Origin of the sequence: Qipengyuania seohaensis (assembly GCF_002795865.1) — a bacterium.
Classification (GTDB): Bacteria; Pseudomonadota; Alphaproteobacteria; order Sphingomonadales; family Sphingomonadaceae; genus Qipengyuania; species Qipengyuania seohaensis.
Genome location: NZ_CP024920.1, coordinates 2,676,970 through 2,703,216 on the forward strand (window position 1 = coordinate 2,676,970; position 26,247 = coordinate 2,703,216).

The 26,247-nt window shown below is 62.0% G+C and carries 28 protein-coding genes and 1 tRNA gene; 21 read left to right on the forward strand and 8 right to left on the reverse strand.

What is annotated here, in order from left to right:
* The first annotated feature begins 155 nt into the window (after positions 1 to 155).
* Positions 156 to 2,909, forward strand: coding sequence for a DUF3857 domain-containing protein (locus tag CVE41_RS13225; RefSeq protein ID WP_157799514.1), 2,754 nt, complete (start codon positions 156 to 158; stop codon positions 2,907 to 2,909).
* A gap of 10 nt (positions 2,910 to 2,919) precedes the next feature.
* Here CVE41_RS13225 and radC read toward each other — a convergent pair whose 3' ends face one another.
* Complete coding sequence (gene radC, locus CVE41_RS13230; RefSeq protein ID WP_100261072.1) at positions 2,920 to 3,618, reverse strand: RadC family protein; 699 nt, start codon at positions 3,616 to 3,618, stop codon at positions 2,920 to 2,922.
* Positions 3,619 to 3,692: 74 nt separating this feature from the next.
* Here radC and CVE41_RS13235 point away from each other — a divergent pair, with 74 nt between their 5' ends.
* From CVE41_RS13235 to CVE41_RS13270, 8 genes are all read left to right on the forward strand, one after another.
* Complete coding sequence (locus tag CVE41_RS13235; protein WP_100261073.1) at positions 3,693 to 6,914, forward strand: intermembrane phospholipid transport protein YdbH family protein; 3,222 nt, start codon at positions 3,693 to 3,695, stop codon at positions 6,912 to 6,914.
* A gap of 68 nt (positions 6,915 to 6,982) precedes the next feature.
* A complete protein-coding gene (locus CVE41_RS13240; RefSeq protein ID WP_100261537.1) occupies positions 6,983 to 7,162 on the forward strand; it encodes a YnbE family lipoprotein in 180 nt (59 codons plus the stop codon).
* Positions 7,163 to 7,173: 11 nt separating this feature from the next.
* A complete protein-coding gene (locus CVE41_RS13245; protein ID WP_100261538.1) occupies positions 7,174 to 7,566 on the forward strand; it encodes a YdbL family protein in 393 nt (130 codons plus the stop codon).
* 179 nt (positions 7,567 to 7,745) lie between these two features.
* Positions 7,746 to 8,066: an AtpZ/AtpI family protein gene (locus tag CVE41_RS13250; RefSeq protein WP_100261074.1), complete on the forward strand. Its 321-nt coding sequence runs from the start codon at positions 7,746 to 7,748 to the stop codon at positions 8,064 to 8,066.
* A gap of 51 nt (positions 8,067 to 8,117) precedes the next feature.
* Complete coding sequence (locus CVE41_RS13255; RefSeq protein ID WP_269800156.1) at positions 8,118 to 8,909, forward strand: F0F1 ATP synthase subunit A; 792 nt, start codon at positions 8,118 to 8,120, stop codon at positions 8,907 to 8,909.
* Positions 8,910 to 8,949: 40 nt separating this feature from the next.
* Positions 8,950 to 9,177, forward strand: coding sequence for a F0F1 ATP synthase subunit C (locus tag CVE41_RS13260; RefSeq protein WP_006832363.1), 228 nt, complete (start codon positions 8,950 to 8,952; stop codon positions 9,175 to 9,177).
* A gap of 82 nt (positions 9,178 to 9,259) precedes the next feature.
* A complete protein-coding gene (locus CVE41_RS13265) occupies positions 9,260 to 9,754 on the forward strand; it encodes a F0F1 ATP synthase subunit B family protein (RefSeq protein WP_100261075.1) in 495 nt (164 codons plus the stop codon).
* The gene (locus tag CVE41_RS13270) at positions 9,747 to 10,319 is read left to right on the forward strand and encodes a F0F1 ATP synthase subunit B family protein (RefSeq protein WP_100261076.1); all 573 of its coding nucleotides are present in this window, start codon (positions 9,747 to 9,749) and stop codon (positions 10,317 to 10,319) included. Before CVE41_RS13265 ends, CVE41_RS13270 begins: the two co-directional genes overlap by 8 nt.
* Before the next feature lie 66 nt (positions 10,320 to 10,385).
* Here the strand turns inward: CVE41_RS13270 and CVE41_RS13275 are convergent, their stop codons facing one another.
* From CVE41_RS13275 to rpsA, 3 genes are all read right to left on the reverse strand, one after another.
* Positions 10,386 to 11,360, reverse strand: coding sequence for an NADPH:quinone oxidoreductase family protein (locus CVE41_RS13275; protein WP_100261077.1), 975 nt, complete (start codon positions 11,358 to 11,360; stop codon positions 10,386 to 10,388).
* 4 nt (positions 11,361 to 11,364) lie between these two features.
* On the reverse strand, positions 11,365 to 12,120 hold the full coding sequence (gene gloB / locus CVE41_RS13280; RefSeq protein WP_100261078.1) for a hydroxyacylglutathione hydrolase: 756 nt from the start codon (positions 12,118 to 12,120) through the stop codon (positions 11,365 to 11,367).
* Between the two features lie 133 nt (positions 12,121 to 12,253).
* Positions 12,254 to 13,957 carry a 30S ribosomal protein S1 gene (gene rpsA / locus CVE41_RS13285; protein WP_100261079.1) on the reverse strand — a complete coding sequence of 568 codons (1,704 nt, stop codon included), beginning with the start codon at positions 13,955 to 13,957 and terminating at the stop codon, positions 12,254 to 12,256.
* Between the two features lie 265 nt (positions 13,958 to 14,222).
* On the opposite strand from rpsA, the gene CVE41_RS13290 reads away from it, so the two are divergent.
* The gene (locus CVE41_RS13290; protein ID WP_100261080.1) at positions 14,223 to 14,732 is read left to right on the forward strand and encodes an Mpo1 family 2-hydroxy fatty acid dioxygenase; all 510 of its coding nucleotides are present in this window, start codon (positions 14,223 to 14,225) and stop codon (positions 14,730 to 14,732) included.
* On the opposite strand, the gene CVE41_RS13295 is transcribed toward CVE41_RS13290, so the two are convergent.
* From CVE41_RS13295 to aroA, 4 genes are read right to left on the reverse strand one after another with little or no spacing between them, the layout of a single operon-like run.
* The gene (locus CVE41_RS13295) at positions 14,722 to 15,345 is read right to left on the reverse strand and encodes a (d)CMP kinase (RefSeq protein WP_100261081.1); all 624 of its coding nucleotides are present in this window, start codon (positions 15,343 to 15,345) and stop codon (positions 14,722 to 14,724) included. The two genes, CVE41_RS13290 and CVE41_RS13295, sit on opposite strands and share 11 nt — an antisense overlap.
* On the reverse strand, positions 15,342 to 15,563 hold the full coding sequence (locus CVE41_RS13300) for a hypothetical protein (RefSeq protein WP_100261082.1): 222 nt from the start codon (positions 15,561 to 15,563) through the stop codon (positions 15,342 to 15,344). Before CVE41_RS13300 ends, CVE41_RS13295 begins: the two co-directional genes overlap by 4 nt.
* Positions 15,560 to 15,817: a CBU_0592 family membrane protein gene (locus tag CVE41_RS13305; RefSeq protein ID WP_100261083.1), complete on the reverse strand. Its 258-nt coding sequence runs from the start codon at positions 15,815 to 15,817 to the stop codon at positions 15,560 to 15,562. Before CVE41_RS13305 ends, CVE41_RS13300 begins: the two co-directional genes overlap by 4 nt.
* On the reverse strand, positions 15,814 to 17,124 hold the full coding sequence (gene aroA, locus CVE41_RS13310) for a 3-phosphoshikimate 1-carboxyvinyltransferase (protein ID WP_100261084.1): 1,311 nt from the start codon (positions 17,122 to 17,124) through the stop codon (positions 15,814 to 15,816). Before aroA ends, CVE41_RS13305 begins: the two co-directional genes overlap by 4 nt.
* A gap of 171 nt (positions 17,125 to 17,295) precedes the next feature.
* Here aroA and CVE41_RS13315 point away from each other — a divergent pair, with 171 nt between their 5' ends.
* The 11 genes from CVE41_RS13315 to CVE41_RS13365 all read left to right on the forward strand — a co-directional run bounded on the left by CVE41_RS13315 (position 17,296) and on the right by CVE41_RS13365 (position 26,179).
* Positions 17,296 to 17,637: an FYDLN acid domain-containing protein gene (locus CVE41_RS13315; RefSeq protein WP_100261085.1), complete on the forward strand. Its 342-nt coding sequence runs from the start codon at positions 17,296 to 17,298 to the stop codon at positions 17,635 to 17,637.
* 91 nt (positions 17,638 to 17,728) lie between these two features.
* Positions 17,729 to 17,804 (forward strand) — tRNA-Ala (locus tag CVE41_RS13320).
* A gap of 176 nt (positions 17,805 to 17,980) precedes the next feature.
* On the forward strand, positions 17,981 to 19,474 hold the full coding sequence (gene ffh / locus CVE41_RS13325; RefSeq protein ID WP_100261086.1) for a signal recognition particle protein: 1,494 nt from the start codon (positions 17,981 to 17,983) through the stop codon (positions 19,472 to 19,474).
* A gap of 39 nt (positions 19,475 to 19,513) precedes the next feature.
* Entirely contained in the window at positions 19,514 to 20,047 is a 534-nt protein-coding gene (gene rpsP / locus CVE41_RS13330; protein ID WP_100261087.1) for a 30S ribosomal protein S16, read from the forward strand.
* Positions 20,048 to 20,056: 9 nt separating this feature from the next.
* Complete coding sequence (gene rimM / locus CVE41_RS13335; RefSeq protein WP_100261088.1) at positions 20,057 to 20,542, forward strand: ribosome maturation factor RimM; 486 nt, start codon at positions 20,057 to 20,059, stop codon at positions 20,540 to 20,542.
* 106 nt (positions 20,543 to 20,648) lie between these two features.
* Complete coding sequence (locus CVE41_RS13340) at positions 20,649 to 20,948, forward strand: hypothetical protein (RefSeq protein ID WP_157799515.1); 300 nt, start codon at positions 20,649 to 20,651, stop codon at positions 20,946 to 20,948.
* Between the two features lie 21 nt (positions 20,949 to 20,969).
* On the forward strand, positions 20,970 to 21,290 hold the full coding sequence (locus CVE41_RS13345; RefSeq protein ID WP_100261090.1) for a hypothetical protein: 321 nt from the start codon (positions 20,970 to 20,972) through the stop codon (positions 21,288 to 21,290).
* Positions 21,287 to 22,012: a tRNA (guanosine(37)-N1)-methyltransferase TrmD gene (gene trmD, locus CVE41_RS13350; protein WP_100261091.1), complete on the forward strand. Its 726-nt coding sequence runs from the start codon at positions 21,287 to 21,289 to the stop codon at positions 22,010 to 22,012. The genes CVE41_RS13345 and trmD overlap by 4 nt, the downstream gene beginning before the upstream one ends.
* A 12-nt stretch (positions 22,013 to 22,024) precedes the next feature.
* Positions 22,025 to 22,393, forward strand: a complete 369-nt coding sequence (gene rplS / locus CVE41_RS13355; RefSeq protein ID WP_100261092.1) for a 50S ribosomal protein L19 — start codon at positions 22,025 to 22,027, stop codon at positions 22,391 to 22,393.
* Between the two features lie 355 nt (positions 22,394 to 22,748).
* Complete coding sequence (locus CVE41_RS13360) at positions 22,749 to 24,995, forward strand: S9 family peptidase (RefSeq protein WP_100261093.1); 2,247 nt, start codon at positions 22,749 to 22,751, stop codon at positions 24,993 to 24,995.
* Entirely contained in the window at positions 24,992 to 26,179 is a 1,188-nt protein-coding gene (locus tag CVE41_RS13365) for an APC family permease (RefSeq protein ID WP_100261094.1), read from the forward strand. The genes CVE41_RS13360 and CVE41_RS13365 overlap by 4 nt, the downstream gene beginning before the upstream one ends.
* The last annotated feature ends 68 nt before the right edge of the window (positions 26,180 to 26,247 follow it).

The following is a 26,247-nucleotide window of genomic DNA, read 5'->3' on the forward strand; positions in this document are numbered from 1 at the left end:
GCGGGGGCGGCATGCATTCGAAATATTGGTGAACATGCGGTTTCCCGGACGGCTTCACCACGATTGCATGTCCTTGCAATTGCGGTAAGTTGTTCTTCATGAACGACCGGACGATACTTCGAACTTCGCGAACAAGCCTGGCAGCATCTGCGGCGATGGCAATCATACTGTCTGCCCCTGCAAATGCAGGAGAGGCAGTCCTCTACGGGCCTGCGCCCGACTGGGTCGATCCCGCATCGCTTGCTCTCGTGGACATGGAGGACGCACCTTCGACGCTGATCTACGATTGGCAGCAGCGCCTCGAAAATGGGGTCGTTACCGAGTATGAAGACAGCGCGATCCGGATCGACAACCCCGATCTGCTGATGGACCACGGAACCGTTTCCCTATCCTGGCAGCCGGACAAGGGCGACCTGACCGTGCACCGCGTCGAAATCATTCGCGGAGGCGAAAGCATCGACGTCATCGGCGGCGGCACGGAATTCGAGGTCATTCGCCGGGAGCGGGGGCTTGAACAACGCCTTCTCGACGGACGCCTCACCGCGACACTCGCGGTGTCGGGCTTGCAGGTCGACGACGTCCTTCGCGTGACCCATTCGGTCACCGTCGACGACCAGGCGCTCGGCGATGAAATGCAAGCTTCGCAATATCTCTTCCAGGAGCCGTGGCAGGTCGGTTTCTCGCGTGCGATAGTCAGCTGGCCCGAGAGCGAGGATGTATACTGGCGCGCAGAAGATGTAGCCGGAATAGAGCCTCCTGTAGTCAAGGATGGCTACAAGACACTCACCGTATCGCTGCCGATAGACGAACTGCCTGATATGCCCGGCGATGCCCCTTCGCGCTTCAGCCGCGATCCGGTTTTGCGGGTCGGGACCTTCGCGGACTGGCAGGAATTGTCGCGCGCGTTCGCCCCGCACTACGAAAAGGCGGCACAAGTCGCCGACGACAGCGACGTCGCGGTCAAGGCTCGTGAGATCATGCAAGCTGCAGCCAATCCGCTGGAGCGCACGGCGATGGCGTTGCGGCTCGTGCAGGACGAGGTGAGCTATCTCCTCAACGGCCTCGACGGCGGTAATTACATGCCGCAGGCGGCGGACGAGACCTGGGAAAAGCGGTACGGCGACTGCAAGGCGAAGTCGGTACTCCTCTATTCGCTGTTGTCGCGGATGGGCATCGAGGCAATCCCGGTATTGGTTTCAACCCGTGGCGGCGATGCCATTCCCGAGCTTCTGCCGATCCCGGGCAATTTCGACCACATGATCGTACGCGCGACTATCGACGGCACGGATTACTGGCTCGACGGGACGAGCACGGCGACGCGCCTGTCCAACATCGGCGATGTCCCGGCCTTTTACTACGCTCTGCCATTGCCTGAAGACGGCGCCGATCTCGTTCCCATGACACAGCGGCGCAAGGCCGCGCCGAACATGGTGATGGACGGGACCACCGATTATTCCGCGGGCATCGATTTCCCCTCGCTTTTCTCGCTGACTATGAGAATTTCCGGTCCGCAGGGCGCCAGCCTCAGGGCGGCGGCCGATGAAGCCGACGAGGACCAGCTCAAGCGTTTCGCTTCCAGTTTCGCGTCGGGGCCGGGCGGGGCGCTGACCTCTGTCGGCCTGTCCTATGACGACGAGGAAGCCGTCGGCATCCTCACGGTCGAAGGCGTGATGCCCAGCGAGTTTTCATGGACAGATGGCCGCATGCGGTTGAGTTCCGACCAGACCGACAAGTTCGTCTTCAACCCCGACCGGGCACGGCCCGAGTGGAGGAGTATCCCGGTCAGGACCGGCGGCCCGCAATTCACCCGCATCAACGCGACCATCATCCTGCCCGAAGGCATGGACGATTTCGAAGTGACCGGCGATTCCGTGATCGACGATACGTTCGCGAACACCGCCATGCACGGAACGCGCACAGTCGACGGGAACACCATCCGGTTCGATGTGAATGTGTGGAATGATTTGGGCGAAATTCCCGCCTCCGAACTTCCAGCGCACAAGCGCAAGGTTCGCCAGCTGAACGCTCTCAAGGCGGAAGTGCTGGCGCCCGAAGACTTTGCCTGGCGCTGGGAAGTGGACAGCGACACGCTGGCCAAGCGTGTGAAGCCATTGCTCGATGCCTATGACGCGGCGGTAAATTTTGCCGCCGACGATGAATGGGGGCCGCTTACGCAGCGTGCCAGCTTCAAGGCCCAAATCTTCGACTGGAACGGGACCCTCGCCGATCTCGATACGCTGATCGCCAACCAGCCGAGCGCCTATCTCCATAGCTGGCGCGGTGGCGTGTACGAGGCGCTCGGCGACCGCGAAGCCGCAATTGCGGATGCGCAGGTTGCCTACGATCTCGAACCGAGCACCGCTTTTGCCCTCAATCTGGCCGAGCTCATGGCCTACGGCGGCAAGCGCGAAGAGGCTCTCCTCCTGCTCGAGGACCTGCCGGTCAGTGACGATGAGGAAGGCTCCTATGCCAGCACCTTTGCCACAGTCGCGGGGCTTGCCGGGCGGACGGACGACGCGATCGCGATTCTGGCAGAACAGGTTGCCGACAAGCCGACCAATGCGTCCGTACTGAATGCAGATTGCTGGTTCCGAGGGCTATTCAACGTTCAGCCCGAAGGCGCCTTGTCATCATGCACCAAAGCCATTGAACGCGCGGCCAACAGTGCGCCCATGCTCGATAGCCGGGCGATGGTGAGCTACCGGATGGGTAATTACGACGCCGCGTTGAGCGATCTCGACAGCGCGCTGGAGCTGGCGCCAGGCCTGTCCGCATCGCTTTACCTGCGCGGCATTGTCCGCCTGGAAAAAGGCGACAAGGCCGGTCGCACCGATGTTCAGCGGGCGCTGCGCATGGCGCCCGAACTTGCGGCCCGGTACGCGATGCACGGGGTCGTTCCGAAGGACTGACGTTTCGGCTTCAGATAAGCCCTTTCGCGCGCAGGGACACATGGCTGCCGCGCCCCATGATCACGTGGTCGTGGACGGTGATGTTCAAGAGGCGGCCTGCCTCGGCAATGCGGTTGGTGATCTGGATGTCGGCGCGGCTCGGTTCGGGATCGCCGCTGGGGTGGTTGTGCACCAGGATCAACGCCGATGCGCCGATGTCGAAAGCCTTGCGGATAACCTCGCGCGGATGAATCGCCGCCTCGTCCACCGAGCCTTCTGCAGCCAGGTGATCGAGGATCAGCCGGTTGCGGGTGTCGAGATATAGCACTCGCACACGCTCGTGCTTCAAATGGCTCATGTCGATTGCGAGATAGTCGATCAGCGCTTGCCAGCTGCCGAGCACGGGCTGCTGCTGGATTTCCCCGCGCGCCATCCTGCGTGCGGACAGAGCGATGGCGTGCAGCGTGGCGGCGCTGGCTTCACCCATTCCCTTCACTTGCGACAATGCACCCGGGTCGGCGTTGAGAACCCCGGAAAACGATCCGAACCGCTCGATCAGGCGCTTGGCCAGCGGCTTTGTGTCCCCCTGCCTGAAAGCGCCGAAGAGCAGGTATTCGAGCAGTTCGTAATCGGCCAGCGCCTCCGCGCCGCCGTTAAGCAGGCGGCTCCTCAGCCGCTCGCGATGTCCGGTGCCTGCGTGCACCTTTGCATTGCTGGTATCCTGCGGCAAATTCGACCCCCGAAGCGCGACCTTTCAAACGCTTGCATTGCCTTCGCGCTGCGATGGGCGCAAGTGTGCACGCAATGGAAGAGGTCGCACCCCCAGCACATTCCGATTCCCGTCCGCGGTGGCGCAAGAAGCGCTATGCAGCGCCCGGACTCACGTTTCTCTTGTTGATCGCCTTGTCGCTGACCGCGTGGTCGAGCCGCGTATCCATCGCCGACGATTTCATCCGCGACCAGCTCGACGCCTCCGGCATCGACGGTGCCTACGAGATCGAGCGGATTGGCGGTCAGACACAGATCCTCAGCAATGTCGTGATCGGTGACCCGGAAAGACCCGATTTCACTGCCGAGAAGGTTATCCTCCAGCTTCAGCACCGTATTGGCCTGCCGGATGTCGGCAGCGTCGAACTGGTTGGGGCCAGGTTATTCGGAACCTACCGCAACGGCGAATTGAGCTTCGGCTCGCTGGACCCGATAATCTTCGACGACAGCGGGGCTTCCACCGGATTGCCCGATCTGCTTCTCGTTATTCGCGATGGCCGCGGCCTGTTGGAAACCGAATACGGGAATGTAGGGCTGAAACTCGAAGGCGCAGGCCCGCTGCGCGGCGGATTCGAGGGCATCCTTGCTGCCAACGCTCCACGCTTTGCGGCGGCTGGCTGCGAGTTGGCAGGAACGACCCTCTTCGGCAGCATAACCACGGCATCGGGTGCGCCGAATTTCGACGGTCCATTACGGGTCGAACAACTCGCCTGCGAAGGGCAGGGAGTGTCGATTGCCAACCTCACAGCACAGCTGGAGGCGGAGCTCGAGCCCTCGCTTGCCGATCCGAAAATTGCCGCCCGCCTCGATACAGATGCGGTGACGCTTCCGGGTCTCGGGGCCCAATCGCTGTCCGGCAACCTGCGGGTTCAGTTCAGGGATGACGACCTGGCGGGAAGTTACACGCTCGCCGCGCGCGGTGTCGCGAACGAGCAGGTGGCGGCCGCATTGCTGACCGTCGACGGCGATGTGCGGGGACGGGACGGGTTTTCGCGCCTCGAGATCGACAGCGCTGTCGAAGGCAATGGCCTACGGCTCGGACCTGCGCTGATCGCGTCGGTAGAAAGCCTCGCCAACACGGGCGAAGGAACGCTGGTCGAACCGATCGCGAGGAAAGTCGCTGCCGCCCTGCAGGCGCAGACGCGGGGCAGTTCAATCCAGGGCCGCATCCGCTTCAGTCGCACTGATGACGCATTGACCCTGCTCGTCCCCGAAGCCGAGATCCGAGGCGGACAGGGGGCGAGATTGCTCTCGGTCTCGCGGTTCGAGGCAAGCAGGCAGGGCGATGCGCCCATGCGCTATTCCGGCAATCTGGCTACGGGAGGTCCGGGAATTCCACGCATTTCCGGACGGATGGAGCGCCGGACACAGAGTGGCCCCTCATTTCGCCTCTCCATGGCTCCTTACGAGGCTGGCGTAGCACGATTGGCGATACCGAGCCTGTCGATCGTCCAGTCGGAACGCGGAGCGCTTGGCTTTTCGGGCGAAGTCGAGGCGAGTGGCCCGCTTCCCGGCGGCGCGATCGATCGACTGTCGATGCCGGTTTCCGGTCGCTACGAGCCCGGCGGCAGCATTGCGCTGTGGCGGGACTGCACCAGAGTGTCCTTCCGGCGCGCGGCGCTGGCAAATCTCAGCATAGAAGGGCCGGGCCTAACGCTTTGTCCGCCGCCCGGGAAACCGATCTTGGCGTACGGGGCAAATGGACTTCAACTTGCGGCGGGCGCGCCGCAGTTGAATATGAAAGGCACGCTGGCAGATACGCCGCTCAGCATTGCCAGCGGACCGGTCGCTTTTGCCTGGCCCGGCGTGGTGAAGGCGCGCGATCTCGATGTCGTGCTCGGCCCCGAAGAGACGGCGAGCCGCTTCGCAATCACGGATCTCGAAGCGAGGCTCGGCGAAGACATCGAGGGCAGTTTCTCCGATGCCGAGATTACACTCGCCTCGGTGCCGCTCGATATTCGCGATGCGCGCGGCGAATGGTCCTATTCGGGAGGCGTTTTCGCCATCGCGGATGCCGCATTTCGCTTGCTCGACAGAGCGGAGCCGGACCGGTTCGAACCGCTGGCGGCGCGCGAGGCATCGCTTGCCCTGCGCGACAACATCATCTCGGCGCAGGCCGACTTGCGCGAACCGAACAGCGACCGGCTCGTCACCGCTGTGGATATAGACCATGATCTTGGCACGGGCGCCGGATCGGCGCGTCTGGAAGTGGACGATCTGCAGTTCGATGACCGGCTTCAGTTCGTGGACCTGACGCCGCTGGCGCTCGGCGTAATCGCCAACGCGCAAGGGTCGATAGACGGGGTGGGGCGGATCGCCTGGTCTGCTGATGGCGACGTGACGAGCAGCGGCGAGTTTTCGACTGAGAGCCTCGATTTTGCAGCGGCCTTCGGTCCGGTGAAGGGGGCTAGCGGCACTATCCGCTTCACCGACCTGCTCAACCTGACCACTGCGCCGGGACAGAAACTACGTGTCGCCTCGATCAATCCCGGGGTCGAAGTGCTCGACGGTGAAATCGAGTTCGCACTGCGTAATGGCGAAGTGCTTGCAATCGCGGGGGGCAGCTGGCCGTTCATGGGTGGACGGCTCGTCCTGAGGAACTTCGATTTCAACCTCGGTGTCGAGGAAGAACGACGCTACGTCTTCGAGATCATCGGTCTCGAAGCGGCGCAGTTCGTCGCCCAGATGGAGCTGGAGAACATCTCCGCCACCGGCACTTTCGACGGCACCGTCCCGATCGTGTTCGGCAGCGACGGCAATGGCCGCATCGACGAAGGAATTCTTATTTCGCGCCCGCCGGGAGGCAATCTCTCCTATGTCGGTGACCTCACCTACGAAGATCTCTCGGCAATCGCCAATTTCGCCTTCGATGCCTTGCGCAGCATGGATTACTCGCAAATGCGCGTCGTGATGGAAGGTCCGCTGGCGGGCGAGATCGTGACCCGCGTGCGCTTCGACGGTGTGCAGCAGGGCGAGGGCGCAAGGAAGAACATCGTCACCCGGCAGATCGCCAAGCTGCCGATCCAGTTCCGGATCAATATCCGGGCTCAGTTCTACCAGCTTCTAACCTCCATGAAGGCTCTTTACGACCCGTCCGCCGTTCGCGATCCGCGCGAACTGGGTCTGCTCAGTGACGATGGCCAGCGCCTGCTGCGCCGCTCTATCACCGGCGAGGAAGCCGCACCAGACATCGAACCGGAAGACATCATTCCGGATGAACCCACCATTCAGGACCAGGAAAGCGAGGATGCGCGATGATACGAGCATATTTGACTGACCCTTCGCCCCTTGCGACAAGCGATCTCATGCAGGTTTCGGGGGCCACGATGGGCAGACGGTTATTGGCGATTGCGGCGGTTCCGCTCGCGCTGGGAGGGTGCATCACTGTCGAGGCACCGACCGAGCCGATCGTGATCGAGTTGAACGTCAATATCCGGCAGGAAGTGATTTATCGTCTTGCCGAAGATGCCGGCAACACGATCGAGGAAAATGCGGATATTTTTTGATGGGTGAAATTATGACCAGGTCGATTATCAGGACTGCCCTTGGCGCGGCGGCCATCGCAACTGCGCTCGGCGGCATTGCCGCACCCGCTTTCGCCCAGCGCGATCCCGCCTATGCCGCGGCGCGCGCTTCCGGACAAGTCGGGGAAAAGATGGACGGCTATCTCGGCATCGTCGGCGCGGAAACCGCCGAACTTCGCCGCGTCGTCAACGACATTAACATCAAGCGCCGCGCGGTCTACGCAGAGCGTGCGCAGGCAAATAACGCCACGCTCGAGGAATACGCGCTGACTGCCGGATGCCAGGCGATACTCGCTACGTCCCCGGGCGAAAAGTACCAGGCACCCGACGGAACCTGGCAGACGCGAAACAGCGCCGCTCCGCTGCGCGATTCGCGTTGTCCGTGATGCCCGGTAGTGGGCTGCTGTCTCCCTTGCTGCGGGAACGCTGGTCACTAACTCCTAGAAACACGCAATTCACACCCCCTTCGTGTTGACTCGCCAAAGCCCCCCTTCTAAGGGGGCGGCGCCCTTGGCGGGCAAGTCCCTGCGCGTGCCGCGCAACCCCCTCTCGTAAGGAGCAAGGCATGAGCGATGACGAACCCGCACGGGAACCCATCGAGGAGGATGCGCGCATCGACGCGCTGGAAAAGCGGCTCAAGGCCGCCCAGCAGCGCGAAGAGCAGCGTAACCTACCCCAAAGCTCCGGTGCCGATGCGAATTATCGCAGTGGCAACCGGGTATTGGCGGACCTGCTCGGAGGGCTCCTTGGCGGTACGGTGATCGGGTATGCCATTGGCTATTTTACCGGCACCAATCCGTGGGGTCTGTTGGTCGGGCTGTTCCTCGGGATAGTTGTGGCTTTCAGGAACATTATCCGCGCGGCAAATCAGGGCCCCGGCGAGTAATCCGCAAGGATTTCCGGGGCTTTCGTTACAGGATTTGAAGGACTAACTGACGTGGCAGCCGAACAGGCCAAAGTCGATCCGATGTACCAGTTCACCATCAAGCCGCTTGGCGGTTCGGATGAGTGGACGCTTGGCGAAGGCTTCAATATTGCCTTCACCAACAGTGCAATGTGGATGCTCATCACGACCGTGGTGCTCTTCCTCTTCGTGCTTGGCGGAATGAGGCGCCAGCTGGTCCCCGGCCGCTGGCAGATGATGGTGGAAACCTTCACCGGCTTCATCGACAACATGCTCGAAGCGAACATCGGCAAGGCCGGGCGCAAGTACGTGCCTTACGTCTTCAGCCTGTTCATGTTCATCCTGTTCGCCAACCTGCTCGGCCTCTTGCCGCTTGGCGTCGTCGGCGTCCACCCGTTCACCTTCACGAGCCACTTTACCGTTACCGGCGTGCTCGCGATCCTCAGCTTCTCGATCGTCCTGCTGGTTGGCTTCTGGAAGCACGGCTTCCACTTCTTCAGCCTGTTCGTGCCGCATGGCACGCCGCTGCCGATGATCCCGGTCATTGCGCCGATCGAATTCATCTCGTTCATGGTTCGCCCGTTCAGCCTGGCCCTGCGACTGTTCGTCGCAATGATGGCCGGCCACGTTCTGCTGGAAGTGCTTTCCAGCTTCGTGATCGACGGCACCAATGCTGGCGTGGGCTTCGGCCTGCTGGTCGGCCTGCCCAGCTTTATCCTGATGATCGGCATCTGCGCGCTCGAACTGCTCGTCGCCGGTATCCAGGCCTACGTCTTCGCGCTGTTGACTGCACTTTATATCAACGACGCTGAAAACCTTCACTAAGACCTTTCAACAATACACGTTTTTCCCAAAGGAGTTTGTCATGGAAATGGAAGCTGCAAAGCTCATCGGTGCGGGTCTCGCGGCGATCGGTGCCGGTATGGCTGCGATCGGCGTTGGTAACGTCTTCGGTTCGTTCCTCGAAAGCGCACTGCGCAATCCGGGTGCTGCCGACGGCCAGCAGGGCCGCCTGTTCATCGGCTTCGCCGCTGCCGAGCTTCTCGGCCTGCTGGCGTTCGTCGTTGCCATGATCCTGATCTTCGTCGCTTAATCGACGACAATCGAGATCGCACCGGTCGGGTCAGTCCCGGCCGGTGCATTGAATTTCCCGTACCCGCTTTTCGAGAGCTGAAATGCCACAGATAGCCCAGCTTGATGCTACATGGTCCAGCCAGGTATTCTGGTTGCTCGTGTTTTTCGGCATCACATTTTTCGTCGTCGGCAACCTCATGGTGCCCAAGGTGATGAGCACCGTCGCCGAACGCGATGGTCAGATCGCTGCCGACCTCGCCGCGGCCAAGGCTTCGCGCGATGCTGCCGACGAGCAGGAAGAAGCTTGGCGGGTGCGTGAGAACGAAAACCGCGCTGCCGCGCAGGCGATCGTTGCCAAGGCGAAGGACGAGGCTGCGGCCAAGTCCGAAAAGAAGCTGAAGGCGGCGCAGACGCGTATCGACAAAAAGCTGGCCGATGCGGAAGCACGGATCGGCGAAGCTCGGACGGAAGCGCTGGCAGAAGTCGAAAGCGTTGCCGTCGAAGCCGCGCAGGACATCGTCAAGACGCTTGCGGGCGTGAAGGTGACCAAGCCTGTAGCGACCAAGGCGGTGAAGGAGGCCATGGCAAATGGCTAACACGACTGTTCCCGAAGTGTTTGCGACCGAGGCTGCACAGGCAAGCGTCGAAGTCGACGCCGGTGCCGGCAAGCACGTCGAGCCGATGCTGTGGGGCCTTGCGCCTTACCAGTGGGTCTCGATCTCCATGCTGGTCCTGCTCGCATTCGCGTTCTTCGGTGCGAAGGTGCACAAGAAGATCGCTGGCGGGCTTGACGGCAAGATCGAAGCGATCAAGCAGCAGCTCGACGAAGCCAAGCAGCTTCGCGCCGAAGCCGAAGCGCTTCGCAAGGAGTATGCCGACAAGATCGCAGGTGCCGAAAAGGACGCAGAAGCCATGCTGGAAAATGCCCAGCATGAAGCCGATGCCATCCTCGAAAAGGCGGAAGCCGACAGCAAGGCCATGGTCGAGCGTCGCAAGCGCATGGCGGAAGACAAGATCGCCGCTGCCGAGCGCGAAGCCATCGAAGACGTCCGTAATCGCGCAGCGCTGGCCGCCACTTCGGCAAGCCGCAAGCTGATTGCCGAAAAGCATGACGCCGAGGCGGACAAGGCGCTGGCCGACAAGGTTATCGCCGGAATTTGATTTCCGGACACAAGCGAATTTTAGAGGGCGGCCTTCGGGTCGCCCTTTTTCGTTAGAGTGAGTGCGTCACGGGGTGAGCACGATCTTCCCGATGATCTTGCCCCGGTCCATCGCCTCGAACGCCTCGCGCCAGTCGGCAAGGGGCAGGGTGCGGTCGATGTGAGGGGTGATCTTCCCGTCGCTGGCGAGCTTATCCAATGCACCGGAGATACGCTTCCCGCGGTCGGGGAAGCGGCGGCTGTATTCGCCTGCTCTCACACCGACGATCGAGAAGCCCTTGATGAGGGGGATGTTGACGGCGATTTCGGGAATGCGTCCCGCCACGAAGCCGACGACCAGCAGCTTGCCGCCAAAGGTGACGCAGCGCGTGCTCTCGTCGAAAACATCGCCACCGACCGGATCGAAGACGAGATCGCATAGCCGGCCTTCGGTGAGCGCCGAGATATCGTCACGAAACCGACCCTTATTGGTAATGACAGCATCGGCACCGGAAACAGCGGCCAGTCGTTCGAGTTTTGCCTCGGAATGGGTTGCCGCGATCACTTTCGCTCCGAGGGCCTTGGCTAGGTCGCAGGCCGCCAAGCCGACACCGCCGCTTGCCCCGTGGACGAGGATCGTCTGGCCGGCCTCCAGATTGCCCAATTCGACAAGCGCGACATATGCGGTGTGGTAGGCGGCACCCATCGCTGCAGCCTGCGGGAAGTCCACCCCCTCGGGAATGCGCCTCAGGGCTGAGGCAGGGAGGGCGATGGCTTCCGCAAAGGCGCCGGTCTTGGCGCCGCCCATGACGTGGTCGCCTGTCGAGAAGCCGCTGTCCGGGTCAGCCTCGATCACCTCGCCGGCCATCTCTAGACCGGAGGTGAAGGGAAGCTCCGGTTTGAATTGGTACTTGCCCTGCGTCATCAACAGGTCTGGATAGTTTAGCGATGCGGCACGGACGCGGACCAGCACTTCGCCCTTGGCGCGCGCCGGAAATGCGACATCGAGCATTTGGACGCCGGACAGGTCTTCGCTCAGACGCTGAACGACTACCGCCTTCATCGACTTAGAAACTGTCCTTGGCTGCGCGAAGGGCGGCAAAGGTCTCCGCAGGCGAACTGCCACCCCAGCGGTCACGCAATTCGGCGCTGTCCGCGCGCAGGAACGGGTTGGTAGCGAGCTCTCGCGAAAGCACAGTCGGCACTGTCTGCTCGCCCTTGGCACGCTTCTCTTCAACGCGCGCGGCGTAGAGCTGCAGTTCGGTATTGTCCGGGTCCGCATGCAGGGCGAACTTGGCGTTCGCGGCAGTGTATTCGTGCGCGCAGTAAAGCTGGGTGTTGTCGGGAAGCTGCCGGATGCGGTCCAGGCTGTTCCAGAATTGCTCCGGTTCGCCTTCGAACATACGGCCGCAGCCCAACGCGAACACGCTGTCGCCCACGAAGGCGGTATCGGCTTCGGCGATATGGTATGCGATGTGGCCGTTGGTATGGCCCGATACATCGATCACGCGGGCCTTCCACTCGCCGAGAGATACGCTTTCGCCATTGCCGACTACGCGGTCGATCGGACTCAGCTTCTCGACCTCCTGCGGTGCGATGACCTTCGCCCCGGTAGCCTCAACGATCGCCTTGTTTCCACCCGCATGGTCGGGGTGCCAGTGGGTGTTCCAGATCTGCGTGATCGTCCAGCCTTTGGCCTCTGCCTGCCGCAGGTATTCAGGCCCGTCCGGCGTGTCGATCGCCGCGGTCTCCCCGCTATCGGGATCGTGGAGGAGAAATCCGTAATTGTCGGACAGGCAGGGGAACTGGTGAACTTCTAGCATGTGTCTCGGTCTGTCCTAACGCTGCGCTTCTTTAGGACAGGGAACGTAAGCGCCCCCGCGCCAAAGGGAAAGGCCCGCCTGCTCCTTGGAGCAGGCGGGCCTTCCTGATTAGCCTTGAGAAGGCAGGAAGAGCTTAGTCTTCCTTCTTCTTCAGTGCTTCGCCGAGGATGTCGCCGAGCGATGCACCCGAATCCGACGAACCGAACTGTGCAACCGCTTCCTTCTCTTCCGAGATCTGGCGAGCCTTGATCGAGAAGGTCGGCTTCTTCGAACGATCGAAGCCGGTGACCATTGCGTCGACCTTCGCGCCGGGCTGGAAACGGTCGGGACGCTGTTCGTCACGATCGCGGCCGAGGTCCGAACGCTTGATGAAGCCGGTTGCGCCATCTTCGCCGACCTGCACTTCGAGACCGCCATCGCGGACTTCGAGGACGGTGACGGTGACGACCTGGTTCTTGCGGAGCGAGCTGCCTGCGCCTGCTTCGGTCGGAGCGCCCTTTTCGAGCTGCTTCATGCCGAGGCTGATGCGTTCCTTCTCGATGTCGACATCGAGAACGACGGCTTCGACTTCCTCGCCCTTGCGGTGCAGGGCAAGGGCGTCTTCACCCGAGATGCCCCATGCGATGTCGGACATGTGGACCATGCCGTCGACGTCGCCCGGAAGGCCGATGAAGAGACCGAATTCGGTGGCGTTCTTGACTTCGCCAGTGACCTTGGCGCCAACGGGGTGCGCTTCGGCGAATTCTTCCCACGGATTGCGCTGAGCCTGCTTGAGGCCGAGCGAAATGCGGCGCTTTTCGCTGTCCACTTCGAGGACCATGACTTCGACTTCCTGCGAGGTCGAGACGATCTTGCCGGGGTGGACGTTCTTCTTGGTCCAGCTCATTTCCGAAACGTGGACGAGGCCTTCGATGCCCGGCTCGATTTCGACGAATGCGCCGTATTCGGTGATGTTCGTGACAGTACCGGTCATCTTCATGCCGACCGGGTACTTGGCTGCGACACCATCCCACGGATCCGATTCCAGCTGCTTCATGCCGAGGCTGATGCGCTGGGTGTCTTCGTTGATGCGGACGATCTGGACGGTCACGGTCTGGCCGATTTCGATCATCTCGCTGGGGTGGTTGACGCGCTTGTAGCTCATGTCGGTGACGTGAAGCAGACCGTCGATGCCGCCGAGGTCGACGAATGCACCGTAGTCGGTGATGTTCTTCACGACGCCGTCGATGACCTGGCCTTCGGCCAGCTTGTCGATCAGTTCGCTGCGCTGTTCCGCACGGGTCTCTTCCAGTACGGCGCGGCGCGAAACGACGATGTTGCCGCGACGACGGTCCATCTTCAGGATCTGGAACGGCTGCGGCATGTCCATCAGCGGCGTGACATCGCGCACGGGGCGGATGTCGACCTGCGAACCGGGCAGGAAGGCCACTGCGCCGTCGAGGTCGACGGTGAAGCCGCCCTTGACGCGGCCGAAGATGCGGCCGTCGACGCGCTTGCCTTCGCCGAACTCGCTTTCAAGCTTGTCCCAGGCAGCTTCGCGACGTGCACGGTCGCGCGACAGCATTGCTTCGCCGTCTGCGTTCTCGATGCGGTCGACGAAAACTTCGACTTCCGAACCGACCTTGAGGCCGTGGTCGTCTTCGCCGCGCATGAATTCCTTGAGGTCGACGCGGCCTTCGCTCTTCAGGCCGACATCGATGTGCGCCATGCCGTTTTCGATGGCAGTGACGGTGCCCTTGACGACGCGACCTTCGAAGCCGCCGTCATCGGCGCCACCGAGTTGCTCGTCGAGCATTGCCGCGAAATCGTCGCGGGTGGGATTGGCTGAGGTTGCCATGGGTTGAGTAGTCCTAACGTTCGTTTTGCTACCGGCCACCGGTTTTACCGGGGTCTTTCTCCGTCTGCCTGTGCACCATTGCACGGGCCGTACGGGGCAAGAGGGCCGTGATCTCCGCAGAGCCGTATGCCGCTGCGAAGGTCCATCGAATCCGAGGATTGAGTGAACGGGCGCGCGCCTAGGACAAAGCGGGCGTGAAAGCAAGGAAATACGGCGTTCGCGCGGCGTCTTTGCGCAGGCCGAACGTGATGGTACGAGTCGCTTCATGACAGGTCTCGTGCAATCGCTCGCCAGCTATCGCGAATTCCATCGCGATCATCGCAATGTCCTGACCCACGCGCTCGGCATCCCGATGATCGTGCTGTCGGTGGAAGTCCTGCTTGCGAGACCCGTATGGGAGTTTTCCGGCATAGTCCTGACGCCGGCAATCGCAGCGAACGTGCTGGCCGCGCTGTGGTATCTCCGCCTCGATCTCAAGTTCGGGCTACTGATGACGGCATTGCTCGCGGTTTTCGCCTTCGTGGGCCACCAGATCGCGCAGATATCCGACCTTGCCTGGCTTGGCGGCGGTGTCGCCCTGTTCGTGATCGGGTGGCTGTTCCAGTTTGTCGGTCACCATTACGAAGGGCGCAAACCTGCCTTCGTCGATGACATCCGCAGCCTGCTTGTCGGGCCGCTTTTCATGGTGGCGGAAGGGCTGTTTGCCCTCGGCCTTTGCCAGGACCTGCGGAACAAGGTCGAGCAGGGGGCGACCCAGACGCCGCTCAGGAGCTGATTGCTTCTTCCACTGCCGCAATTGCAGCGGCGATCGCTTCGTCGCGGTCGAGGGCGCTGGTGTCGATAACCATTGCATCCCTGGCGGGGACCAGCGGAGCGACGGCACGATTGCGGTCTCGTTCGTCGCGGCGGCGCAGATCGTCCTGGATTTCGAGCAGCGTCACGCCCGCACCGCGATCGCGCATCTCCAGGAAGCGGCGGCGTGCGCGTGCCTCTACGCTGGCTGTCACGAAGAGCTTGGCTTCAGCTTCGGGTGCAATAACAGTGCCGATGTCGCGGCCGTCCAGAACCGCTCCGCCTTCTCGCGTGGCGAAGGCGCGCTGACGTTCGAACAGCGCCTCGCGCACGGCGGGATGCACCGACACGCGGCTCGCGAGACCGCCGGTCTGTTCATCGCGCAGGTGCGGATCGTCGAGCAGGCTGTCGGGAAAGCTGGCGGCTGCCAGCGCGTCGGCCCCGTTGTCGGGATCGCCGCCATCGAGAAAAACCTGACGCCCGACCGCGCGATAGAGGAGGCCGGTATCGAGATGGGGCAGCCCGAAATGCTGGGCGAGAGCTCTTGCAATCGTGCCCTTGCCCGAGGCGGTCGGTCCGTCGACGGCGATGATCATTCCTCGACCTCCTTCGCCTTTTCTTGTTTGGTCCGCCTGCGTTGGCGAGCCTTGTCCCGTTCATCCCACCACATCTTGATGATCGGACCGGCGAGAACAACGAAGAAGATTGCGGCGGCGGCCCGGCCTGGCTCGAGCTCGCCTCCACCCCGGAAAACATAGGTGAGGACGGCGAAACTGCTGATCGCCGCGTAAATAAACAGCAACTTCCGGCTCATGCGCTTTTCCTGCGCGCCTTGAACGCTTTCGCCAAGCCCCAGATGGCGATCGCTGCCCAGAAACCTTCGAGCACCAAGCTTGGCCAGTTGGTGTGCACCACCAGCGATACGGTCAGCAGCGCGGCCCCGGTCAGGTTGGTGCCATGCAGGATGATGGGGTTCGGTTCTTCCTTGTAGGTGAGGTACGCATAGGCGCCGATAATGCAGGCCGTGCCCACGAAGCCGACCATGGATGCCCAGTCGAGATTGATCATGCCGATGCCTCGTCGATCAGCGCAGTGAAGTTGGGGAAGCTGGTCGCGATGGGCTCGGTGCTGTCGATCTCGACACCGGTCTTGCTGGCCAGGCCTGCCACCGCCATGCTCATGGCGATGCGGTGATCGAGGTGGGTGGTTATCGTGCCACCGCCGGGCAGGGGTTCGCCGTTCGATCCGGTGATGAGCAATCCGTCCTCGCGCTCGTCGACCCTCGCGCCTGCCAGTTTGAGAGCGGCGGCCATTGCGGACAGGCGGTCGCTTTCCTTGACCCGCAATTCTTCCAGCCCGCTGGTGATCGTCGCCCCCTTGGCCATCGCGGCCGCCACGAACAATACGGGAAATTCGTCGATCATGCTCGGCGCGATTTCGGGATCGACATCGATACCGGTAAGAGGGGCGTGACGTACCCGAAGGTCGGCCACAGGCTCGCCGCCAACTTCGCGCGGGTCGAGATAGTCGATGTCGGCGCCCATCTGCTTGAGGACGCGGAAGATGCCGTCGCGCGTTGGGTTGAGGCCCACATTCTCGATCACCAGATCACTTCCGGGCACGATGCTGGCCGCAACTGCGAAGAATGCTGCCGACGACGGATCGCCCGGAACTTCGATGTCGCAGGGGTTCATATCCACCGGGCCGGTGACGGAAATGTTTTTCTCGCCGTCGATTTCCTCAACCGTCACCTCGACCCCAAATGCCCGCAGCATTCGCTCGGTATGGTCGCGAGTGGGGACCGGTTCGATGACTGTCGTCGTGCCCGGTGTGTTCAGCCCGGCGAGCAATACGGCGCTTTTCACCTGCGCGCTGGCAACAGGCAGGCGATAAGTGATCGGCACCGCGGGCTGCATGCCTTCCATGATCAACGGCAAAGTGCCGCCGGGAGAAGGGGTGACGCTCGCGCCCATGGTCGAGAGCGGATCGATCACGCGACCCATCGGCCGCTTGGAAAGGCTGGCGTCCCCAATGAATGCTGCCGTGATTCCGTGGCTGGCGACGAGACCCATGAGGAGGCGCGTCGACGTTCCCGAATTGCCCATGTCGAGCGCGCCTTCGGGTTGCAGGAGAGTTCCGACGCCTACGCCGTCGACGCTGTAGGTGCCGTCGTCTGTCTTGTTGACCTTTGCGCCCATCTGCTCGAGCGCGCGGCCCGTCGCCAAAACGTCTTCGCCCTCCAGCAGGCCGCGGATGGTCGTGGTCCCAACTGCCAGCGCCCCGAACATGAGCGAACGATGGCTGATCGATTTGTCGCCCGGAACGCGGATGCGTCCGGTCAGCGGGCCACGGTGAGAAAAGCGATGGGCGGTCAAGCAGGGTTCCGGATGGTGTTGCAGGGATAGAGCGCGGGTCTTTGACAGTGGCAATGGCTTCTGGCAAGGCGCGCGCGCAGTTGATTCCTGCCCAGCGGGATCCCATCAATACAATTACGAATTCAAGGCGGCCCGGCCCGATGCCGGGGCGGCAAACATCAAGGATTACACATGGTCAAACCTGAATGGGGCACCAAGCGCACTTGCCCGAATTGCGGCACCCGCTTCTACGATCTTAACAAGGAAGATCCGGTCACCTGTATCGAATGCGGTGAAGAATGGACTCCCGAGCCCGTTCTCAAGTCCAAGCAGCCGATCCTCGCCGAGGAAGAGAAGAAGGACAAGAAGGGCGAAGCCGACAGCGATCTGGGCGGCGACGACGATGACGATCTCGACATCGACATCGACGAGGACGATGATTCGCCCGACAATGAAGTCGATCTTGGCGGCGACGACGATCTCGGTGTCGAAACCAAGTCCAAGGGCGACGACGACAACGCCGACGAAAGCTAATTTTGCTGTTGCATTGCGGGAAGGTCGCTTATATTGGGCGCCTCCCGCAAGGGTGACGCACCTCCCAGGATGCGTCAGCGAAAAATGGCTCGGGGCCTTAGCTCAGCTGGGAGAGCGCTACAATGGCATTGTAGAGGTCAGCGGTTCGATCCCGCTAGGCTCCACCATTTCGATGGGTTTGATGGTAGCAGGTCGTGGCGACGGCTGCGGCTTGCTTCCACCACACCCGGGCACACGTTTGGGTTTCATAGGGGTCTGACCCCACGCTGGCCGACGAGTTCTCGTCCGCCGGCGTTTTTCGCGTTTATCCGGCGCCCAGGCGTCGGGAAGGAGTAGAACGGCCATGTTCGACAATCTGTCAGACCGGCTCGGCAATGTCTTCGACAAGCTCAAGGGCCGCGGCGCGCTGTCCGAAAGCGATGTCCGCGAAGCCATGCGCGAAGTGCGCATCGCGCTGCTCGAAGCCGATGTCGCGCTGCCCGTCGTTCGCCGTTTCATCGATGCCGTCACCGAAAAGGCGATCGGCTCGGAAGTCCTCAAGTCCGTCACGCCCGGCCAGCAGGTCGTCAAGATCGTCGACGACGAACTGGTCGACATGCTCGGCGGTACCGAAGTCGAAGGGCTGAACCTCAACGCGAAGCCGCCGGTCGTCATCATGATGGTCGGCCTGCAGGGTTCGGGTAAGACGACCACGACGGCCAAGCTCGGCAAGCTGCTGCGCGAAAAGCACGGCAAGAAAGCGATTATGGCGTCGCTCGACGTCAATCGTCCGGCGGCACAGGAACAGCTCAAGGTTCTTGGCGAGCAGGTCGATGTCGCAACGCTGCCGATCGTGGCTGGCCAGCAGCCGGTGGATATCGCCCGCCGCGCAATGGAAAGCGCCAGGCTCCAGGCCGCAGACGTCCTGTTGCTCGATACTGCGGGCCGCCTGCACGTCGACGAAGCACTGATGGCGGAAATGAAGGCGATCAACGCCGTGTCCGCTCCGACCGAAGTGCTGCTGGTGGTCGACAGCCTGACCGGCCAGGACGCGGTCAACGTCGCGCAGAGCTTTACCGGCGAAGTGCCGCTGACCGGCGTGGTGCTGACCCGCATGGACGGCGATGCACGCGGCGGTGCGGCGCTCTCGATGCGCTATGTCACCGGCAAGCCGATCAAGTTTGCAGGGACGGGCGAAAAGCTCGACGCGATCGAAGCCTTCGATCCCAAGCGTGTGGCCGGCCGCATCCTCGGCATGGGCGATGTCGTCAGCCTCGTCGAAAAGGCTGCGACTGCAATCAAGGAAGAAGAGGCCGAAGCGCTCGCCAAGAAGATGGCGAAGGGCGAATTCGACCTCGACGACCTGCGCATGCAGCTGAAGCAGATGCAGAACATGGGCGGTCTCGGCGCGCTTGCGGGCATGATGCCGGGCATGAAGAAGGCCAAGCAGGCGATGCAGGCCAGCGGCATGGACGACAAAGTCCTCGTCCACATGGACGCTATCATTTCGTCCATGACCCCGAAGGAGCGCAAGCATCCCAAACTGCTCAACGCCAAGCGCAAGAAGCGCGTCGCGGCCGGTTCGGGCACGCAGGTCCAGGAAGTGAACAAGGTGCTCAAGATGCACCAGGAAATGGCCAAGGCCATGAAGCAGATCAAGAAGATGGGCGGGTTGAAGGGTCTCGGCGCCCTGTTCGGCAAGGGCGGGCTTGGCGCTGCCATGCCGGGTCTTGGTGGCCCCGGTGGTCCCGGACCCATGGGTGGCCTGCCCGGCCTCGGTTCGGGCGGCGACAAGGGGCCGAGTGTCGATCCCGACACGCTCCCCGCCGATCTGCGTGACATGTTGAACAAGAAATAAACGAAATTACAGATATTTAAATTCGAAAGGTGAAGTATAATGGCAGTTGCAATTCGTCTGTCGCGCGGTGGCGCGAAGAAGCGTCCCTACTACCGCATCGTCGTGTCGGACACGCGCAGCCCGCGTGACGGCAAGTACCTGGAGCAGATCGGCACCTACAACCCGATGCTGCCGAAGGATTCGGGCGAGCGCGTGAAGCTCGACGAAGACCGTGCACGTCACTGGCTGTCGGTCGGCGCGAAGCCTTCGGACCGCGTCCTGCGTTTCCTCGACGCTGCCGGCATCCTCGAGCGTGCGCCGCGCAATAACCCGAAGAAGGGTGAACCGGGCGAAGCCGCCAAGGAACGCGCTGAAGAAAAGGCCGCAAAGGAAGCTGAAGCAGCCGAAGCTGCCAAGGCCGCTGAAGAAGAAGCCAAGGCTGCTGCCGAAGCTCCGGCTGAAGAAGCTCCGGCCGAAGAAGCTGCTGCTGAAGAAGCACCGGCCGAAGAAGCTGCTGCTGAAGAAGCTCCGGCTGAAGAAGCTGCTGCCGAAGAAGCACCGGCTGAAGACGCAGCCGAAGAAAAGGCCGAGTAAGCCTTTCTCATGCAAGACAAGCCCGCCACCCTTGCCGCCGTCATCGGTGCGCACGGCGTGGCGGGCGAAGTCCGTCTGAAGCTGTTCGGCGAGGGCGTCGATGCCCTTAAGGCCCACAAGAGCTTCAACGACGGTGCGCTGACGCTCTCCAAGGTGCGGAGCGACAACAAGGGCGGCGCGATCGCGCGCTTTGCCGAGATCACCAGCCGCAACGATGCCGAGGCCCTGCGCGGCACGGTGCTGACGGTTCCGATCGATGCCCTCCCGCCGCTGGAAGAGGGCGAGTTTTACTACTCCGACCTGCTCGACCTGCCGGTCGTGACCGATGCGGGCGAGGCAGTGGGCCGCGTGTGCGCGGTCGAGAACTTCGGCGCGACGGATATCGTCGAAATCGAGAAGCCCGACGGCAAGAAGTTCATGGTCCCCCTCACGGAGCGGGCCGTTCCCGGCTGGGACAGCGAGAAGCTGACAATCAGCGCCGATTTCGCCGAATAGGCACTCGCAGATCGCTGTATTACCTGTGTAGAGCGCCTCTCGACCTGATGGTTCGGGGCGGACACTTTCCTGACCTCGTCCGAATGCCATTACCGGGGTGACCGCCGTGCTTGATTCCGTTCCGTTCCTTATTGCATCCTACGCCGCCATGAGCGCAGGGATGAGCCTTGCCGTGCGCAAGGTTTCTCCCGCGATGGGGCCCCGATTGCGGCACCTTTTCGCGGGTGCGGCACCGCTTGCGGTCCTCCTTGCGATCAGGCTCGAAGGCGGGCCGAGCACGACGCTGGACGCCTTGGATCTGTTCGGTGCAGGCGGCTTGCTCGTGCTCGGGGTGGCGACATCAAGCGTTGTTGGGAAATTTTTCCCGACGCGTGGGGTCGGTGACAATAAGCTTCCTTCCCGCTGACCGGCGTGTAGAACAGCAACAATGATCCACTGGACGCTTCTCATTGTTGCGCCAGGCTTGCTTAGCCTGATTGCCGCCTTCGTTGGCGGCGGGGTTCTGAAGCGCGGGGCAACACAGGTTCCTGCTGTCCTGCGCTTCGGGTTGGCAATCGCCAGTCCGGTATTGATCGTCCTGGCTTACTTCTGGATATTCCATCGGATCGATTTCGCCATTCATCGCGCGAACGGAGGAAGTGAGGAGTATATGGGGCCTATGGCCGTGTTGGTTTACGGTTCTCCAATATTCGCTCTGATCTTCATCGCGAGCTTCTTCCTCGCCTCATACCGTTTTGCTGAGTCATGACCTTCGCCGCCACCATCCTCACTCTCTATCCCGAGATGTTTCCCGGCCCGCTGGGCGTGTCGCTGGCGGGCAGGGCGCTCGAGCGGGGGGACTGGTCGTGCGAGACCGTCCAGATCCGCGATTTCGCCACGGATAAGCATCGCACGGTCGATGATACGCCCGCCGGCGGCGGGGCGGGCATGGTGCTCAAACCCGATGTGCTTGGTCCCGCTATCGAGAGCGTCGGCGAGGGACATCCGATCCTCGCTATGACACCGCGCGGGAAACCGATCACGCAGGCGCGTATTCGCGAGATCGCGGCCGGACCCGGCGTGGCCATCCTGTGCGGTCGGTTCGAAGGCTTCGACGAGCGGATTTTCGACCATTACCCGCAGATAGAACAGGTCAGCCTTGCCGATATCGTCCTGTCGGGCGGAGAGACCGCCGCCATCGCCATACTCGACGCTTGCATTCGCCTGCTTCCCGGAGTAATGGGCGCGCCCGATAGCGGAGTCGAAGAGAGCTACGAAAACGGCCTCATCGAATATCCGCAATATACCCGACCTCAGGAATGGGAAGGGCGCACGATCCCTGAAGTGCTGCGATCGGGGGATCATGCGAAAATCGCTGCTTGGCGCAAGGCAAGGAGCGAGGAAGACACACGGTTACGCAGGCCGGACCTTTGGGATCGCTATAGTGGCGATCGGGACCAGTCTGCCTCTGGCGCGCGGCGAAAAGACTAAGGAAACGGTTCGATGAACCTGATTCAGCAGCTCGAAGCAGAAGCTATCGAGAACCTCGGCAAGGACGTTCCGGAATTTCGCGCCGGTGACACTGTACGTGTCGGCGTGAAGGTCGTGGAAGGCCAGCGCGAGCGTGTTCAGAATTTCGAAGGCGTTGTCATTGCCCGCTCCAACCGCGGCATGGGCAGCAACTTTACCGTCCGCAAGCTTTCGTTCGGCGAAGGCGTGGAACGCGTGTTCCCGCTCTACAGCCCGATCGTCGACAGCATCACCGTGGTCCGCCGCGGCGTCGTGCGTCGTGCAAAGCTGTACTACCTGCGCGGCCGTACCGGTAAGCGCGCTCGTATCGCGGAACGCAAGGTCAACGCTCCCAAGGCGTAATCCTCGCAAGCAGTGCGAATTCGAAGGGCGGTCCTGCGGGGCCGCCCTTTTTCGTTTAGGCAACGTAGTTCGGGCACCATTCTTCAGACCAAGAAGAAAGGGCGGTGCTCCTGAAAGCACCGCCCTTGTCACGTGGGGATCATGATGAGCCTTGCGGCCCGTTCTGATGCCTCCGGGAGCCGTTGAGCCGGAAAGTGGCTCCCGATGACAGGGACCGTTTTGGAGGACAGGCGTTAAGGGGATTTAAGGAAGCGCGCTTAAGGCCAAATTAGGTATAAATTGCGCGCTTTTTTCCTAGGCTTGCTTTCCACTTCGCAGCTTGCAAGAGCATGGCACCGCAATCAGGGAGAGAAAATTGCGCGTTTTGACCTATGCCACGGCCCTGGCGCTCGGCACATGCCTTGCAGCGCCCGCACTGGCCGACGATCACACCACCACAACACAGGCAGCCCCCATGGACCTGACCTTCGAACGCGTCTTCGCCTCTCCCTCGCTCGACGGCCCCGCGCCGCGCCAGGCGAAACTGTCGCCTGACGGGCGCTACTTGACCTTGCTGCGCAACCGCGAAAACGACCGCGAGCGCTACGATCTGTGGGCATACGACCGCGAGAAGGACGATTGGTCGATGCTGGTCGACAGCGAGGCGCTGTCTTCGGGTCGCGAATTGTCAGAGGACGAGAAGATGCAGCGCGAACGCGCGCGTGTCGGCAGCCTCAAGGGCATCATCGACTACCAGTGGACCAGGGAAGCTGACGCCGTGCTCGTGCCGCTGGACGGCGATCTCTACCTCGCCCGGATCGGCGGCGAAGTCGTCCAGCTTACCGATACGGAAGAAAGCGAGCTTAACCCCTCGCTGAGCAGCACGGGCGCCTATGTCAGCTTCGTGCGCGACAGGCAGCTGTGGGTCGGCGACGTGGGCGCCGAGGCCAGCCCCGTCACACCGAAAGAGGGGGAAAATATCCGCTGGGGCGAGGCGGAATTCGTCGCGCAAGAGGAAATGGCCCGGCTCACCGGATACTGGTGGAGCCCGGACGACCGCCGGATCGCAGTCCAGCGCTTCGACGAAAGCGGCGTGGGCATCGTCACCCGCGCAGCAATCGGCGCGACGGGCACCAAGGTCTTCGACCAGCGCTATCCCGTCGCCGGCAGCGCTAATGCGATAGTAGACCTGTTCGTCATGGACCCGAACGGCCAGAACCGCGTGAAGGTGGACTTGGGCGATGATCCGGACATCTACCTCGCCCGCGTCGACTGGGCACCTGACGGAACGGCGCTTTATGTCCAGCGCCAGAACCGCGAACAGACGGTTCTCGATGTGCTCAAGGTCGATCCTGCCACCGGCGAGAGCGAGGTGGTTTTCACCGAGAGCGCTGCGATGGAGAATTACTGGATCAACCTGTCGGACGACTACAAGTGGCTCGACGATGGCAGCCTGATCTGGTGGTCGGAACGCGATGGATATGGCCATCTTTATCGCTACGCCGAAGGAAACTGGCAGCAGCTGACCAGTGGTGACTGGGTGGTGACGAAGCTGCTTGGCGTCGATCAGGCGCAGGGCCTAGTCTATTTCCAGGGGACGAAGGACGATGTGCTGGCGCAGCAGATATACATGTTCGATCTTGCCGGTCCGTCTGAGGTGACACGCCTGACCGACCTGTCCTACGCCAATTCCGGCACGATGGATGACAAAGCGCAGACGCTGCTGGTGACGCGGTCGAACGATGATCGCCCGCCTCAAAGCTATCTTGCCGATGCAGAAGGAACGCGTCTCGTCTGGATCGAGCAGAACGAGATTGACAGTGAGCATCCTTATGCGCCCTATCTCGCCAGCCACCGGCCAACGCAATATGGCGTGCTTCCGGCCGAGGACGGCACGCTGCTTTACTGGGAAATGGTCGCGCCGGACCTGGAGCCGGGCAAGAAATACCCGGTCTATTTCTACCACTATGGCGGACCCGGCCCGCAGATCGTGACGAAAGGCTGGAACGGCGCGCTGCGCCAGGCAATCGTCGACAAAGGCTATATCTGGTTCGCCCTCGACAACCGTGGCAGCGCCAACCGCGGGGTGAAATTCGAACAACCCATCTACCGCGCCATGGGCGGCGTCGAAGTGCGCGACCAGAAGGCGGGCGCAGAATTTCTCACCCAGTTCGACTTCGTCGACCCGGACAAGATCGCCATCGATGGCTGGTCCTATGGGGGATACATGACATTGAAGCAGCTGCAGGCGGATCCGGGCCTCTATGCCGCCGGTATAAGCGGCGCGCCGGTCACGCGCTGGGAGCTTTACGACACGCATTACACCGAGCGTTACATGGGGACACCGCAGGATGACGGCGAGGCGTACGAAACCGCTTCCGCCATACCCGACGCCACGAAGATCACGGATCCCATGCTACTGATCCACGGGATGGCAGACGACAACGTGGTGTTCGAGAACGCAACCGAGCTGATTTCGGCAATGCAGGAAGGCAATGTGCCTTTCCAGATGATGCTCTACCCCGGCTACACCCACCGCGTATCGGGCGAGCAGATCTCCCCGCACCGCTACAACACAGTGTTCCGCTTCCTCGAGCACCATGGAGTGACCCCCCCGGAATGAACAGCCCGCAAGAAGAAAAGGGCCAACTCGGCCTCGCTGCAGTTTGGGCCATCGCTGTTGGCGGTATGGTCGGAGGCGGGATTTTTTCGACGCTCGGCGTTGTAATCTCCGCTGCAGGGCATTGGGCTGCCTTGAGCTTCGTGCTCGGCGGCCTGGTTGCTTATGCTACGGGCCACAGCCTCGCCGCGCTGACAGTCGACAAGGACGAGGCCGGCGGTATCTACACCTTCCTTCGCGATTTGAAATTCGTGCGTCTGGCGAAATGGAGCGCCTGGGTGTTGCTGGCCGGGTATGTTCTGACCTGCGCGGTGTACGCATATACATTCGGTGCCTACCTCGGGCACGCGATCGGCGGTCCCGGCTGGCTCCCCCCTGCGATGGCCGCGGTCGCTATCCTGTCGATGACTGCGATAAACTTGCGCGGAGCAGGCCAGGCGGCAGGGGTCGAAATTGCCATTGTCGTGCTGAAGCTGGCGATCCTTGCCGCATTGGCTGCATTCGGGCTTTCGCAATTCGATGCCGCCAAGCTGGAGATTGCGCAGCAGCCCGGATTGATCGGGGTGGTGGTCGGCGCTGCAAGCGTGTTCATGGCCTACGAAGGGTTCGAATTGCTGGCGTATGATTATGACGAGATGAAAGATCGCAAGAAGACGATGAGCCGGATCATGCCCCTGGCTATCGGCTCTGCCGCCCTGATCTATGTTCTTGTCTGTCTTGCCGTGCCGATGCTGACCGGCACACAGGCGGTCATCAAGGACGGCGAAGTTGCCTTGAGCCAGGCCGGGCAGGCTGCGCTTGGCACGCCGGGTCTCATTGCAGTGACGATCGCCGCTGCCCTATCTACCGCAAGCGCCATCAATGCGACACTTTTCTCATCCGCTCGGTTGGCGCGCGAAGTGGCCCAGGACGGCGATTTGCCTGAGGCGCTGGGTAAGCAGAATTCGCATGGCTCCCCGCAATGGGCAGTGCTCGCCTTGGCGGCATTATCGCTGACACTTGCGGTGATGGGGGGGCTCGACGGGCTGGTAAGCGGCGCGAGCGTTGTCTTCCTGCTGGTCTTTGGCACACTGAACGCGCTTGCCGTAAAGGAGAATGTAGGGAAGCGCTGGATCACTCTTCCAGGGACAGTGTTGGCCTTCGCAGCCCTGGCAGTCCTGCTCGCGCATTTTGCCGGACTCGTGTGAGCTTTATCGCCCGCAATCGAATGTGCGCTTGCGGGCGCGGCGGCAATCGCTATCTCGGCGGCAGATTG